Genomic DNA, 13,790 nt, shown 5'->3' with positions numbered 1-13,790 from the left:
AAGGCTGATTTTTTTTACCAAGGCCCGGTACAATCCGGGCCTTGTTGTCTTTACGTTCTCAGACAGGATCACTATGCCGGCTTCATTCGTTCACCTACGCCTGCACACTGAATACTCCCTGGTCGACGGTCTGGTGCGGATCAAACCGCTGGTCAAGACCCTGGTCGGCATGAACATGCCTGCCGTAGCGGTCACCGACCAGAACAACATGTGTTCCCTGGTCAAATTCTATAAAGCCGCCATGGGTGCCGGGATCAAGCCGATCTGCGGCGCCGACCTGTGGCTGTCGAACAAGGATCCGGACAACCCGCTGAGCCGGATCAGCCTGCTGGTGATGAACGCCGAAGGCTATCGCAACCTCACCGAGCTGATTTCCCGCGGCTTTATCGAGGGGCAGCGCAATGGCGCAATCATCATCGAGCGCGAATGGGTCGCTGAAGCCAGCGCCGGCTTGATCATGTTGTCGGCGGCCAAAGAAGGCGAGATCGGCCAGGCCATGCTCAGCGGCAACCCGGCGGAAGCGGAAACCCTGGCCCGCGAATGGATGGATGTGTTTCCGGATCGTTTCTATCTGGAAATCCAGCGCACCAACCGCCCCAACGATGAAGAACAGTTGCACGGCGCCGTGGCCCTGGCCGAGAAGCTCGGTGCGCCGCTGGTGGCGACCAATGACGTGCGTTTCATCAAGCAGGAAGACTTCGCCGCCCACGAAACCCGCGTCTGCATCGGTGAGGGTCGCGCGCTCGACGATCCGCGGCGTTCGAAGAATTACAGCGATCAGCAGTACCTCAAAAGCGCCGAGGAAATGGCCGAGCTGTTCAGCGACATTCCCGAAGCGCTGGAAAACACCGTCGAGATCGCCAAGCGTTGCAACATCGAAGTGAAGCTGGGTACGCACTTCCTGCCCAACTTCCCGATCCCCGATGGCATGACCATCGACGAGTACTTCCGCAAGGTGTCCTTCGATGGCCTGGAAGAGCGCCTTGCCGTCCTGCTGCCCAAGGACACCACCGAAGACTATGAAGCCAAGCGTCAGGTCTATGTCGATCGGCTGAATTTCGAGCTGGATATCATCATCCAGATGGGTTTCCCCGGTTACTTCCTGATCGTGATGGACTTTATCCAGTGGGCCAAGAACAACGGCGTACCGGTAGGTCCAGGCCGTGGGTCGGGTGCCGGGTCGCTGGTGGCCTATGTGCAGAAGATTACCGACCTCGACCCGCTGGAATATGACCTGCTGTTCGAACGTTTCCTCAATCCGGAACGGGTATCGATGCCCGACTTCGATGTCGACTTCTGCATGGACGGTCGCGACCGGGTGATCGACTACGTGGCCGAGAAGTACGGCCGCAACGCTGTGAGCCAGATCATCACCTTCGGTTCCATGGCCGCCAAGGCTGTGGTCCGCGACGTGGCGCGGGTGCAGGGCAAGTCTTATGGCCTGGCGGACCGTCTGTCGAAGATGATTCCGTTCGAAGTCGGCATGACCCTGGAAAAAGCCTACGAGCAGGAAGAAATCCTGCGCGACTTCATCAAGGTCGATGAAGAAGCCGCGGAAATCTGGGAGATGGCCCGCAAGCTTGAAGGCGTTGTGCGTAACGTCGGCAAGCACGCCGGTGGTGTGGTGATCGCCCCGACCAAACTGACCGACTTCTCGCCGATCTACTGCGACGAAGCGGGCGATGGCCTGGTAACCCAGTTCGACAAGGACGACGTTGAAGCGGCCGGTCTGGTGAAGTTCGACTTCCTCGGTTTGCGGACCCTGACGATCATCGATTGGGCGCTGAAAACCATCAACCGCGACCGCGCCAAGGTCAACGAGCCGCCGCTGGATATCGCGTTCATTCCGCTGGACGACAAACCGACCTACACCTTGCTGCAAAAAGCCGAAACCACGGCGGTGTTCCAGCTTGAATCCCGGGGCATGAAAGAGCTGATCAAAAAGCTCAAGCCAGATTGCCTGGAAGACTTGATCGCACTGGTGGCCCTGTTCCGTCCGGGCCCGCTGCAATCGGGCATGGTGGACGACTTCATCAACCGCAAGCACGGTCGCGCCGAGCTGGCGTATCCGCACTCGGACTACCAGTACGAAGGCCTCAAGCCCGTACTGGCACCGACCTACGGCATCATCCTGTATCAGGAACAGGTGATGCAGATTGCCCAGGTCATGGCCGGCTACACCCTCGGTGGCGCGGACATGCTGCGTCGCGCCATGGGTAAGAAAAAACCCGAGGAAATGGCCAAGCAGCGCGGCGGTTTCATTGAAGGTTGCGCCACCAACAATATCGACGCGGACCTGGCCGGTAACATTTTCGACCTGGTGGAAAAGTTCGCCGGTTACGGTTTCAACAAATCCCACTCCGCCGCCTATGGCCTGGTGTCGTACCAGACCGCGTGGCTGAAGGCGCACTACCCGGCGCCGTTCATGGCCGCGGTACTCTCGGCGGATATGCACAACACCGACAAGGTCGTGACCTTGATCGAAGAAGTGCGGACCATGAAGCTGCGTCTCGACGCGCCGGACGTCAACACCTCCGAATTCAAGTTCACGGTGAACGACGAAGGCCGGATCATCTACGGCCTGGGGGCCATCAAGGGTGTGGGTGAGGGGCCGGTCGAGGCAATCACCGAGGCGCGTCTGGCCGGTCCGTTCAAGGATCTGTTCGATTTCTGTGCCCGGGTCGATCTCAAGCGCATCAACAAGCGCACCCTCGACGGTTTGATCCGCAGCGGTGCCCTGGATCGCCTCGGGCCGTATTTCCACGATGAGCAGAAAGCCTACCAGGCCAACATTGACCGCAATCGCGCGGTGCTGCTGACGGCCATGGAAGAAGCGATCAAGGCGGCCGAACAGACCGCGCGCACCCAGGACAGCGGTCACTCGGACCTGTTTGGCGGCCTGTTTGTCGAAGAAGACGCCGACGTCTATGCCAATCACCGCAAGGCCAAGGAGCTGACCCTCAAGGAGCGTCTCAAAGGCGAGAAAGATACCCTCGGCCTGTACCTGACCGGTCACCCGATTGACGAATATGAAGGTGAAATCCGTCGCTTCGCCCGTCAACGCATCATTGATCTGAAACCGGCGCGTGATACCCAGACTGTTGCCGGGATGATCATCGCCTTGCGGGTGATGAAGAACAAAAAGGGCGACAAGATGGGGTTCATTACCCTTGATGACCGCTCCGGGCGGATCGAGGCCTCGCTGTTTTCCGAGGCGTTCCATTCGGCGCAGTCACTGTTGCAGACCGACGCGATGGTGGTGGTCGAAGGCGAGGTCAGCAATGACGACTTCTCCGGTGGCCTTAAGTTGCGGGTCAAGCGGGTGATGAGCATGGAAGATGCGCGCACCAACCTCGCCGAAAGCCTGCGTCTGAAGCTGCATGCCAAGGATCTCAAGGGCGATCAGCTACGCTGGTTGGGCGAGCTGTTGAAGCGTCACCGCGGTGCGTGCCCGATCACCATGGACTACACCAGCCCTGATGCGAAGGCCTTGTTGCAGTTCGGCGAGGGCTGGCGGATCGATCCGGCGGATGCGTTGATTCAAGCCTTGCGTGACCAGTTCGGGCGAGACAACGTCTTCCTCCAATACCGTTGACGGTCAGTGCCATCAGATTGCCCTGACCTTGACCTGAATTTTTAATCTCGACCTCAACGCGCCTGTCCCTTAAGGTAGGGCGCGAATAGACAACCGGCCGGCCCAAGACTCCTTGGGACTCGACCCAAGACGGACGCCTATGAACCCGAATTTTCTAGATTTCGAACAGCCGATCGCCGACCTGCAAGCCAAGATCGAAGAGTTGCGCTTGGTCGGTAATGACAATTCGCTGAATATCGGCGATGAGATCTCCCGCCTGCAGGACAAGAGCAAAACGCTGACCGAAGACATTTTCGGCAAGCTGACCAGCTGGCAGATCGCACGCCTGGCACGTCACCCGAAACGTCCGTATACCCTGGACTACATCGAACACATCTTCACCGAGTTCGACGAACTGCACGGTGACCGTCACTTCTCCGACGACGCGGCCATCGTTGGCGGCATCGCCCGTCTGGACGACAAGCCGGTCATGGTCATCGGTCACCAGAAGGGCCGTGAAGTGCGCGAGAAGGTTCGCCGCAACTTCGGCATGCCGCGTCCGGAAGGCTATCGCAAGGCTTGCCGCCTGATGGAAATGGCCGAACGCTTCAAGATGCCGATCCTGACCTTCATCGACACCCCGGGCGCCTACCCCGGCATCGACGCTGAAGAGCGCAACCAGAGCGAAGCGATTGCCTGGAACCTGCGGGTCATGGCGCGCCTGAAAACCCCAATCATCGCCACCGTGATCGGTGAGGGTGGTTCCGGTGGTGCACTGGCAATCGGTGTCTGCGACCAGTTGAACATGCTGCAATACTCGACCTACGCGGTGATTTCACCGGAAGGTTGCGCTTCGATTCTGTGGAAAACCGCCGAGAAGGCACCGGATGCCGCAGAAGCGATGGGCATCACCGCTGAGCGCCTCAAAGGCCTGGGCATCGTGGACAAGGTGATTGGCGAGCCATTGGGCGGCGCGCACCGTGACCCGGCTGCTGCCGCTGCATCGATCCGCGCCGAGCTGAGCTCGCAACTGGCGATGCTGAAGAAGTTCGACAACGACGCGCTGCTCAAGCGCCGTTACGATCGTCTGATGAGCTACGGCCTGTAATCAGCTCTCGCTGTACCCATGTGTGGGAGCGGGCTTGCTCGCGAAAGCGGTATAACAGTCAACGGGTGCGTTGAATGTTGAACCGCTTTCGCGAGCAAGCCCGCTCCCACATTTGATTTGTGCAAAGGGAAAGATATGGATCGGCCCGCGATTGATTTGCCTTCCAGGCTTTTGCTGAATCTGAAAGCGTGGCGCAATGCTGCGACCTGGCGCATCGCCTTCTCCGGCGGCCTGGACTCCACCGTCTTGCTGCATCTGCTCGCACACCTCGCAAAAACCGAATCCCTGCCGGCGCTGAGTGCCATCCATGTTCATCACGGCCTTCAAGCTGTGGCTGATGCGTGGCCGGAACATTGTCGTTCTGTATGCGCTGCGCTGGGCGTCCCATTGCAGATCGTTCGGGTGCAGGTGCAGCCCGGTGCCAGTCTGGAGCGTGCGGCGCGGGACGCGCGTTATCACACATTCACCGAAGTGACTCGGCCCGGTGAGGTACTGCTGACCGCCCAGCACCGCGACGATCAGGCGGAAACCCTGTTGTTTCGCTTGTTGCGCGGAGCGGGCGTACGCGGACTGTCGGGAATGCCGCGTCAGCGCCCGTTGGGCAAAGGCCATCTGCTGCGGCCATTGCTCGATGTGACGCGGGCTGAACTGGAGGCCTATGCCAACGAGCATGGCTTGAGCTGGATCGAAGATCCTTCAAACGAAGATCGGCAGTACTCGCGCAACTACCTGCGGCATCAAGTTTTCCCCGCATTGACCCGGCGCTGGCCAAAAGCGGTGGCGACCATGGCCCGCAGCGCGGCGCATCTGACTGAAGCGCAGGGGTTGCTCGAAGAGCTGGCAGACATGGATTTGCGTGAGGCCAACTCTGTCAGTGAGTTTGCCTGGCTGGGCTTGCGATCCCTTGAGCTGGCGTCGCTTGCGCAACTCTCCGATGCCCGGCAGCGCAATGCCTTGAGTCATTGGCTCGAACCGCTGACCCGCCTGCCGGACACTGACCATTGGTCGGGTTGGAAGGATTTGCGCGACGCCAGTGGCGATGCCTGCCCGGTGTGGCGGCTGGCCGATGGCGAGCTGCATCGGGCTGGCGGGCGGATCTGGTGGCTGTCGGGCCGCTGGTTGCGCCCTCTGCCTGTCGCCGGAACGTGGCAGGACCCGCGTTCACCGCTGGTAATCCCGGACAACGGCATGCTGTCGCTCACCGGGCAAATCCCTGATGGTCCGTTACAGATCCGCTATCGTGAGGGGGGAGAGGTCATGGCTTTGCCAGGCCGTGGCCATCGGGATCTGAAACGTTTGCTCAATGAAAGCGCTGTACCGTCCTTCGTGCGCGGCAGATTGCCGCTGCTCTACAAAGACGGGCAAATGCTGGCGGTAGCGAACCTCAACGGGCTCGATGGTGGTGCGATCGGTAACTGGCATTTGCATTGGCAGCCACTGAACGAAGATCAAGGTTTGAGCTGAAAGGGGCTTTCCGGTAGACTACGCTCCCTTCTTGATACAACTTCTGTGGATTCGCCTGAATTGCAGGAGTTGCCGATTACCAAGCAGTCTTTGCTGGGCGATTCCAAAAAATGTGTAGCGAGCAACGAACCGGTGATTCATTTCCCGGTCTGTCCCAACGCGGCGGTTTTTTTGAAAGGTGCACTGTGATTAATGCAGGTGATCGGGGGCTTCGGCCTTCCTTCGCTTTCCCCGGCGGCTCGGACCGCTTTAACGCAGACTTCTAGGGTTTTTCATGACGCGCTACATATTCGTCACGGGCGGTGTTGTTTCTTCATTGGGGAAAGGCATTGCATCGGCATCATTGGCGGCCATCCTGGAGGCGCGGGGACTTAAGGTCACCATGCTGAAGCTGGACCCGTACATCAACGTCGACCCGGGCACCATGAGCCCGTTCCAGCACGGTGAAGTGTTCGTCACCCACGACGGCGCCGAGACCGACCTGGACCTGGGCCACTACGAGCGGTTCATCCGCACGACCATGACCCAGAACAACAACTTCACCACCGGCCGTGTCTACGAACACGTGCTGCGCAAAGAACGCCGTGGTGACTACCTGGGTGCAACCATCCAGGTGATCCCGCACATCACCGACGAAATCAAGCGCCGCATCATCAAGGGTGCCGGTGACGCTGACGTGGCCATGGTCGAGATCGGTGGCACCGTGGGTGACATCGAGTCGCAACCGTTCCTCGAGGCGATCCGCCAGCTGCGTTTCGAAGTCGGCGCCAAGCGCGCGATGCTGATGCACCTGACACTGGTGCCGTACATCGCCACTGCCGGTGAAACCAAAACCAAGCCAACCCAGCACTCGGTGAAGGAACTGCGTTCCATCGGCCTGCAGCCAGACGTGCTGGTCTGCCGCTCCGACCACCCGATCGATGTGTCGTCGCGTCGCAAGATCGCGCAGTTCACCAACGTTGAAGAACGTGCGGTGATCGCGCTGGAAGATGCCGATACCATCTACAAGATCCCGGGCATCCTGCACTCCCAGGGCCTGGACGATTTCGTCGTCGAACGCTTCGGCCTGCAATGCGGCGGTGCCGATCTGTCCGAGTGGGAAGCCGTGGTCGACGCCAAGCTCAACCCTGAGCACGAAGTCACCATCGCCATGGTCGGCAAGTACATGGAGCTGCTGGACGCCTACAAGTCGCTGATCGAAGCGATGAGTCACGCCGGCATCAGCAACCGTACCAAGGTCAACCTGCGCTACATCGATTCCGAAGACATCGAGAACCAGGGCACCGCGCTGCTGGAAGGCGTCGACGCGATCCTGGTGCCTGGCGGCTTCGGTCTGCGTGGCGTTGAAGGCAAGATCACTGCCGTTCAATACGCTCGCGAAAACAAGGTTCCGTACCTGGGCATCTGCCTGGGCATGCAAGTGGCCGTTATCGAGTTCGCCCGTAACGTGATGGGCTGGAAAGACGCCAACTCCACCGAGTTCGATCGTGCAAGCGGTCACCCGGTAGTGGGCTTGATCACCGAGTGGGAAGATGCCACCGGCGCGGTCGAAATCCGTACCGAAGCTTCCGATCTGGGCGGCACCATGCGCCTGGGCGCTCAGGATTGCCTGCTGGAGCCGGGTTCCCTGGTTCATGGTTGCTACGGCAAGGACGTGATCGTCGAGCGTCACCGTCATCGCTACGAAGTGAACAACAACCTGCTGCCACAAATCATGGAAGCCGGTTTGAAAATCTCCGGTCGTTCCGGGGATGGCGCACTGGTTGAAGTGGTTGAAGCGCCGGATCATCCATGGTTCGTCGCTTGCCAGTTCCACCCTGAGTTCACCTCGACGCCACGCGACGGCCATCCGCTGTTCAGCGGTTTCGTCAAGGCCGCGTTGGCTCAACACCAGAAGAAGGCGTAACCCCGATGGCACAGAAGATCATCCGCGTCGGCGACATCGAGATTGCCAACGACAAACCCATGGTGCTGTTCGGCGGCATGAACGTGCTGGAAAGCCGTGACATGGCCATGCAGGTTTGCGAAGAGTATGTGAAGGTCACCGAAAAGCTCGGTATCCCTTACGTGTTCAAGGCCAGTTTCGACAAGGCCAACCGGTCTTCTGTGACCTCCTATCGTGGTCCTGGCCTGGAAGAAGGCATGCGCATCTTCCAGGACATCAAGCAAGCCTTCGGCGTGCCGGTCATCACCGACGTCCACGAGCCTGACCAGGCCGCGGTCGTCGCTGAAGTCTGCGACATCATCCAGTTGCCGGCCTTCCTGTCGCGCCAGACCGACCTCGTGGTTGCGATGGCCAAAACGGGCGCCGTGATCAACATCAAGAAAGCCCAGTTCCTCGCCCCTCAGGAAATGAAGCACATCCTGAACAAGTGTGTGGAAGCGGGTAATGATCAGTTGATTCTCTGCGAGCGTGGTTCGAGCTTCGGCTACAACAACCTGGTCGTCGACATGCTCGGCTTCGGCATCATGAAGCAGTTCGAATACCCGGTGTTCTTCGACGTGACCCACGCGCTGCAAATGCCTGGCGGTCGCTCCGATTCCGCCGGCGGTCGTCGCGCCCAGGTCACCGACCTGGCGAAGGCCGGCATGAGCCAATCGCTGGCCGGCCTGTTCCTGGAAGCCCACCCGGATCCGGACAACGCCAAATGTGACGGTCCTTGCGCCTTGCGCCTGGACAAACTGGAGCCATTCCTGGCCCAGCTCAAAGCCCTGGACGAACTGGTGAAGAGTTTTCCGACGGTAGAAACCGCGTAATATTGAAATCCGGTCGTAGGAGCCGGCTTGCTGGCGATGGTGCCCGAGAGGACGCTATCGCCAGCAAGCCGGCTCCTACGCGTGTAATCTGACTTACAAGTTATAAATCGAGCGGTAGCGTTTTCGTCAACTTTGGAGTGTTTACAACAATGGCTAAAATCGTCGACATCAAAGGTCGTGAAGTTCTCGACTCCCGTGGCAATCCCACCGTGGAAGCGGACGTGCTTCTCGATAACGGCATCATCGGCAGCGCCTGCGCGCCGTCCGGTGCTTCCACTGGCTCGCGTGAAGCGCTCGAGCTGCGTGATGGCGACAAGAGCCGTTACCTGGGCAAGGGTGTTCTGAAGGCCGTAGCCAACATCAACGGTCCGATCAAAGACCTCTTGAAAGGCATGGACCCAAGCGACCAGAAAGCGCTCGATCTGGCAATGATCAAGCTCGACGGTACTGAAAACAAAGGTTCCCTGGGCGCCAACGCGATCCTCGCCGTTTCCCTGGCTGCAGCCAAGGCCGCAGCACAGGACCAGGACCTGCCGCTGTACGCTCACATCGCCAACCTGAACGGCACCCCGGGTGTCTACTCGATGCCGGTTCCGATGATGAACATCATCAACGGCGGCGAGCACGCCGATAACAACGTCGACATCCAGGAATTCATGGTTCAGCCGGTTGGCGCCAAGTCTTTCTCGGAAGGTCTGCGCATGGGCACCGAGATTTTCCACCACCTCAAAGCCGTACTGAAGGCCCGTGGCCTGAGCACTGCCGTGGGTGACGAAGGTGGTTTCGCGCCGAACCTGGCTTCCAACGAAGACGCTTTGAAAGTGATCTCCGAAGCCGTGGCCAACGCCGGTTACAAGCTGGGCACCGACGTGACCCTGGCCCTGGACTGCGCGGCCAGCGAGTTCTACGAAGACGGCAAGTACAACCTGTCCGGCGAAGGCCAGGTGTTCACCGCCGAAGGTTTCGCTGACTACCTCAAAGGCCTGACCGAGCGTTACCCGATCATCTCCATCGAAGATGGCCTGGACGAGTCCGACTGGGCTGGCTGGAAGATCCTCACCGAAAAGATCGGCGAGAAGACCCAACTGGTAGGCGACGACCTGTTCGTCACCAACACCAAGATCCTGAAAGAAGGCATCGACAAGAAGATCGCCAACTCGATCCTGATCAAGTTCAACCAGATCGGCACCCTGACCGAAACCCTGGAAGCCATCCAGATGGCCAAGGCTGCCGGTTACACCGCCGTGATCTCGCACCGCTCCGGCGAAACCGAAGATTCGACCATTGCCGACCTGGCAGTGGGCACCTCGGCCGGCCAGATCAAGACCGGCTCCCTGTGCCGTTCCGATCGCGTTTCCAAGTACAACCAACTGCTGCGTATCGAAGAGCAGTTGAACGGCAAGGCCAAGTACAACGGTCGCGGCGAATTCCGCGGCTGAGTAAGTACGTGGTAAAAAAGACACCGGATTGTGTCGGAAAAATCGCTACAGCGACGTTTTTGCCACTAATCTGATGCCTTATCAGCACAAGCCTGGTTCTTCCAGGCTTCGTGCTATCAGAAGCTTCACGTTTGGCATGGCTGTCTTTTTTCACTGGATACCTGATATTCGATGCGCAGTCCCAATTGGTTGTTCCTCATCCTGCTTTTGTTGCTGGCTGGCCTGCAGTACCGCCTGTGGGTGGGAAACGGCAGTCTGGCGCAAGTGGCCGAGTTGACGCAGCAGATCGCGGATCAGCAAGCTGAGAACCAGACATTGCTGGAGCGTAATCGGGTAATGGACGCCGAAGTCAGTGAGTTGAAAAAGGGCATGGAGACCGTTGAAGAGCGGGCTCGTCATGAGCTGGGCATGGTCAAGGACGGTGAAACCCTTTACCAGTTGGCGCAATGAGCCAGACGTTACCGGCCTTCTGGGCCGTGATCCCTGCCGCGGGCGTCGGTGCCCGTATGGCCGCGGACCGTCCCAAGCAATACTTGCAACTGGGCGGGCGCACTATTCTCGAACACAGCCTCGGCTGTTTCCTTGATCATCCTTGCCTGAAAGGGCTGGTGGTCAGTCTTGCTGTCGACGATCCTTATTGGCCGAACCTGGCGTGTGCCAGTGACCCGCGTATTGCCCGGGTCGAGGGCGGTTCGGAACGTTCCGGATCGGTGCTCAATGCCTTGCTGCACCTGCATGCGCAGGGCGCTGATAATGAGGATTGGGTACTGGTTCACGATGCCGCGCGGCCGAACCTCAGTCGTGACGATCTGGACAAGTTATTGGCTGAGCTGGCTGACGACCCTGTCGGCGGACTGCTGGCGGTTCCGGCACGGGATACGCTCAAACGGGTCGACAAGCACGGTCGTGTGCTCGAAACCGTGGATCGCAGTGTGATCTGGCAGGCCTACACGCCGCAGATGTTTCGCCTTGGGGCATTGCATCGGGCGTTGGCGGACAGCCTGGTGGCGGATGCCGTTATTACCGACGAAGCTTCGGCCATGGAGTGGGCCGGTTCGGCACCACGCCTGATCGAAGGGCGGTCCGATAACCTCAAGGTGACGCGTCCCGAAGATCTTGAATGGTTGAGGCAGCGTTGGGCTAATCGTCACTAAGTTGTGCGGCAATCAACTTTGAGACCGCGTCGCGCCTTTCGCGAGCAAGCCCGCTCCCACATTTGACCGGTGTTGCCCGCAATTTTTGTGAGCAAGACTGTTCCCCTGTGGGAGCGGGCTTGCTCGCGAAAGCGCCGTTTCAGTCAGCCAATCTGTCACTGAGAAACTCTGGTGGTTCTAACCCCGATACTCTGGCCTTTCAGCCAGCCCCTCCTTCAAGTAATCCACCAGCTTGCGCACCTTCGGCGACAAATGCCGTTGCTGCGGATACAGCGCCCAAACCGCCGTATTCGGCGGTTGATGCGCCTCCAGCAACGAAATCAATGCGCCGCTCTTCAAATGCTCCAGCACGTAATAGTCCGGCAACTGACACAACCCCACGCCCTGTAGCGCCGCGTCCAATACGGCTTGCCCACTATTGCAGCGCCAATTTCCCTGGACTCGCTGGGAAAATTCCCGCCCGTTCTGCTCCAGTTGCCAGAGATCCGAACTGCCGACAAGGCAGTTGTGGCGACTGAGTTCCGACAGGCTGTGTGGCCGGCCGTAGCGCTCAAGGTAGGAGGGTGATGCACAGAGAAACATGCGCCGTGGCGCGAGGCGGGTGGCAACCAGCCGTGAATCCTGCAAGCGCCCGAGGCGTATCGCCAGATCGAGGCCGTCATGTACCAGGTCGAGCTGCCGGTTGGTCAATTCGATATCGATGCGCAGCTGCGGATACAGCCCCATGAAACGGGTCACCAGCGGCACGATGAAGCGTTCACCGTAAGCCACGGCGCACGTCATGCGCAGCATGCCTTTGGGCTCGCTGGTCAAGTCGCCCACCGCGCGCAGCGCTTCTTCGCGGCCGTCCTGCAAGCGTTGGCAATGTTGCAGGAACGTTTGCCCGGCCTCGGTCAGCGCGACCCGGCGGGTACTGCGGTAGAGCAAGCGGGTTTGCAGACGCTCTTCGAGACGTACGATTTGTCGACTGATATGGGAGGACGAAACGCCCAGGCGTTCCGCCGCAGCGGTGAACTGGTTGCACTCGGCAACGGCGACAAACTCGTCGATCCCTTCCCAGCGGTTTTCGGACATCGATGATTATCCCTGTATGGCAATAATATTTTGCATTTGTATCGATTATTCATCGCTTGGCCATGTATTACACTCCCTGTCTCGTTTTTATTCACTGGAGAGCCATCATGATCAAGTCGCGCGCCGCCGTTGCCTTCGAGGCCAAGAAACCCCTCGAAATCGTTGAAGTCGATGTCGCCATGCCCAAGGCCGGCGAAGTCTTGCTGCGCGTGGTGGCCTCCGGTGTCTGCCATACCGATGCCTACACCTTGTCCGGCGCTGATCCGGAAGGCATCTTCCCGTCGATCCTCGGTCACGAAGGCGGGGCGATCGTTGAAGCCATCGGCGAGGGTGTGACCTCCGTGGCGGTAGGCGACCATGTGATCCCGCTGTACACCCCGGAATGTCGCCAGTGCAAATTCTGCCTGTCGGGCAAGACCAACCTCTGCCAGGCGATTCGCGCGACCCAGGGCAAAGGCTTGATGCCGGACGGCACTTCGCGTTTTTCCTACAAGGGCGAAACGATTTTCCACTACATGGGCACTTCGACCTTCTCCGAGTACACCGTGCTTCCGGAGATTTCCGTTGCGAAAATCGCCAAGGAAGCGCCACTGGAAAAAGTCTGCCTGCTGGGCTGCGGTGTCACTACCGGTATCGGTGCCGTGCTCAACACCGCCAAGGTGAAACCGGGTGATACCGTAGCCATTTTCGGCCTCGGCGGCATCGGTCTGTCGGCTGTGATTGGCGCGGTCAAAGCCAAGGCTGCGCGCATCATTGCCATCGACATCAACCCGGCGAAGTTCGAGATCGCCAAACAGCTGGGTGCAACCGATTGCGTGAACCCGAAAGACTTCGATCGTCCGATCCAGGAAGTCATCGTCGACATGACCGACGGCGGCGTCGACTTTTCCTTCGAGTGCATCGGCAACGTGCAACTGATGCGCGCGGCACTGGAGTGCTGCCACAAGGGTTGGGGCGAGTCGGTCATCATCGGTGTTGCCGGTGCCGGCCAGGAAATCTCCACCCGTCCGTTCCAGCTGGTCACCGGCCGCGTCTGGCGCGGTTCGGCGTTCGGTGGTGTGCGTGGCCGTACCGAGTTGCCGAGCTATGTAGAGATGGCCGAGACCGGTGAGATTCCGCTGGATACCTTCATCACCCACACCATGGGCCTGGAAGATATCAACAAAGCGTTTGACCTGATGCATGAAGGAAAAAGCATCCGCTCCGTCATCCATTTCTGA

General features: G+C 59.4%; 10 protein-coding genes. 9 read left to right on the top strand and 1 reads right to left on the bottom strand.

The window, feature by feature from the left end:
• The first annotated feature begins 73 nt into the window (after positions 1 to 73).
• The 8 genes from dnaE to ispD all read left to right on the top strand — a co-directional run bounded on the left by dnaE (position 74) and on the right by ispD (position 11,496).
• Positions 74 to 3,595: a DNA polymerase III subunit alpha gene (gene dnaE / locus AB7M25_RS24115; protein ID WP_429385915.1), complete on the top strand. Its 3,522-nt coding sequence runs from the start codon at positions 74 to 76 to the stop codon at positions 3,593 to 3,595.
• A 139-nt stretch (positions 3,596 to 3,734) separates the two neighbouring features.
• Positions 3,735 to 4,682 carry an acetyl-CoA carboxylase carboxyltransferase subunit alpha gene (locus tag AB7M25_RS24110; RefSeq protein ID WP_007978369.1) on the top strand — a complete coding sequence of 316 codons (948 nt, stop codon included), beginning with the start codon at positions 3,735 to 3,737 and terminating at the stop codon, positions 4,680 to 4,682.
• Positions 4,683 to 4,817: 135 nt separating this feature from the next.
• Complete coding sequence (gene tilS / locus AB7M25_RS24105) at positions 4,818 to 6,146, top strand: tRNA lysidine(34) synthetase TilS (protein WP_429385913.1); 1,329 nt, start codon at positions 4,818 to 4,820, stop codon at positions 6,144 to 6,146.
• 274 nt (positions 6,147 to 6,420) lie between these two features.
• Positions 6,421 to 8,052, top strand: a complete 1,632-nt coding sequence (locus AB7M25_RS24100; RefSeq protein ID WP_007996939.1) for a CTP synthase — start codon at positions 6,421 to 6,423, stop codon at positions 8,050 to 8,052.
• A gap of 5 nt (positions 8,053 to 8,057) precedes the next feature.
• A complete protein-coding gene (gene kdsA, locus AB7M25_RS24095; protein WP_007970708.1) occupies positions 8,058 to 8,903 on the top strand; it encodes a 3-deoxy-8-phosphooctulonate synthase in 846 nt (281 codons plus the stop codon).
• A gap of 149 nt (positions 8,904 to 9,052) precedes the next feature.
• Positions 9,053 to 10,342, top strand: a complete 1,290-nt coding sequence (eno, locus tag AB7M25_RS24090) for a phosphopyruvate hydratase (protein ID WP_454238068.1) — start codon at positions 9,053 to 9,055, stop codon at positions 10,340 to 10,342.
• Positions 10,343 to 10,513: 171 nt separating this feature from the next.
• The gene (ftsB, locus tag AB7M25_RS24085; protein WP_116582999.1) at positions 10,514 to 10,792 is read left to right on the top strand and encodes a cell division protein FtsB; all 279 of its coding nucleotides are present in this window, start codon (positions 10,514 to 10,516) and stop codon (positions 10,790 to 10,792) included.
• Positions 10,789 to 11,496, top strand: coding sequence for a 2-C-methyl-D-erythritol 4-phosphate cytidylyltransferase (gene ispD / locus AB7M25_RS24080; protein ID WP_429387333.1), 708 nt, complete (start codon positions 10,789 to 10,791; stop codon positions 11,494 to 11,496). The genes ftsB and ispD overlap by 4 nt, the downstream gene beginning before the upstream one ends.
• Positions 11,497 to 11,673: 177 nt before the next feature.
• Here the strand turns inward: ispD and AB7M25_RS24075 are convergent, their stop codons facing one another.
• Positions 11,674 to 12,570, bottom strand: coding sequence for a LysR substrate-binding domain-containing protein (locus AB7M25_RS24075; protein ID WP_429387331.1), 897 nt, complete (start codon positions 12,568 to 12,570; stop codon positions 11,674 to 11,676).
• A 107-nt stretch (positions 12,571 to 12,677) separates the two neighbouring features.
• Between AB7M25_RS24075 and AB7M25_RS24070 the strand changes: the two genes are divergently transcribed.
• Positions 12,678 to 13,790, top strand: a complete 1,113-nt coding sequence (locus tag AB7M25_RS24070) for an S-(hydroxymethyl)glutathione dehydrogenase/class III alcohol dehydrogenase (protein ID WP_015093777.1) — start codon at positions 12,678 to 12,680, stop codon at positions 13,788 to 13,790.

The organism is Pseudomonas sp. AP3_22 TE3818, from assembly GCF_053628995.1.
Note: the sequence above shows the minus strand (reverse complement) of the source record. Positions and strands in the feature narration are given on the sequence as shown.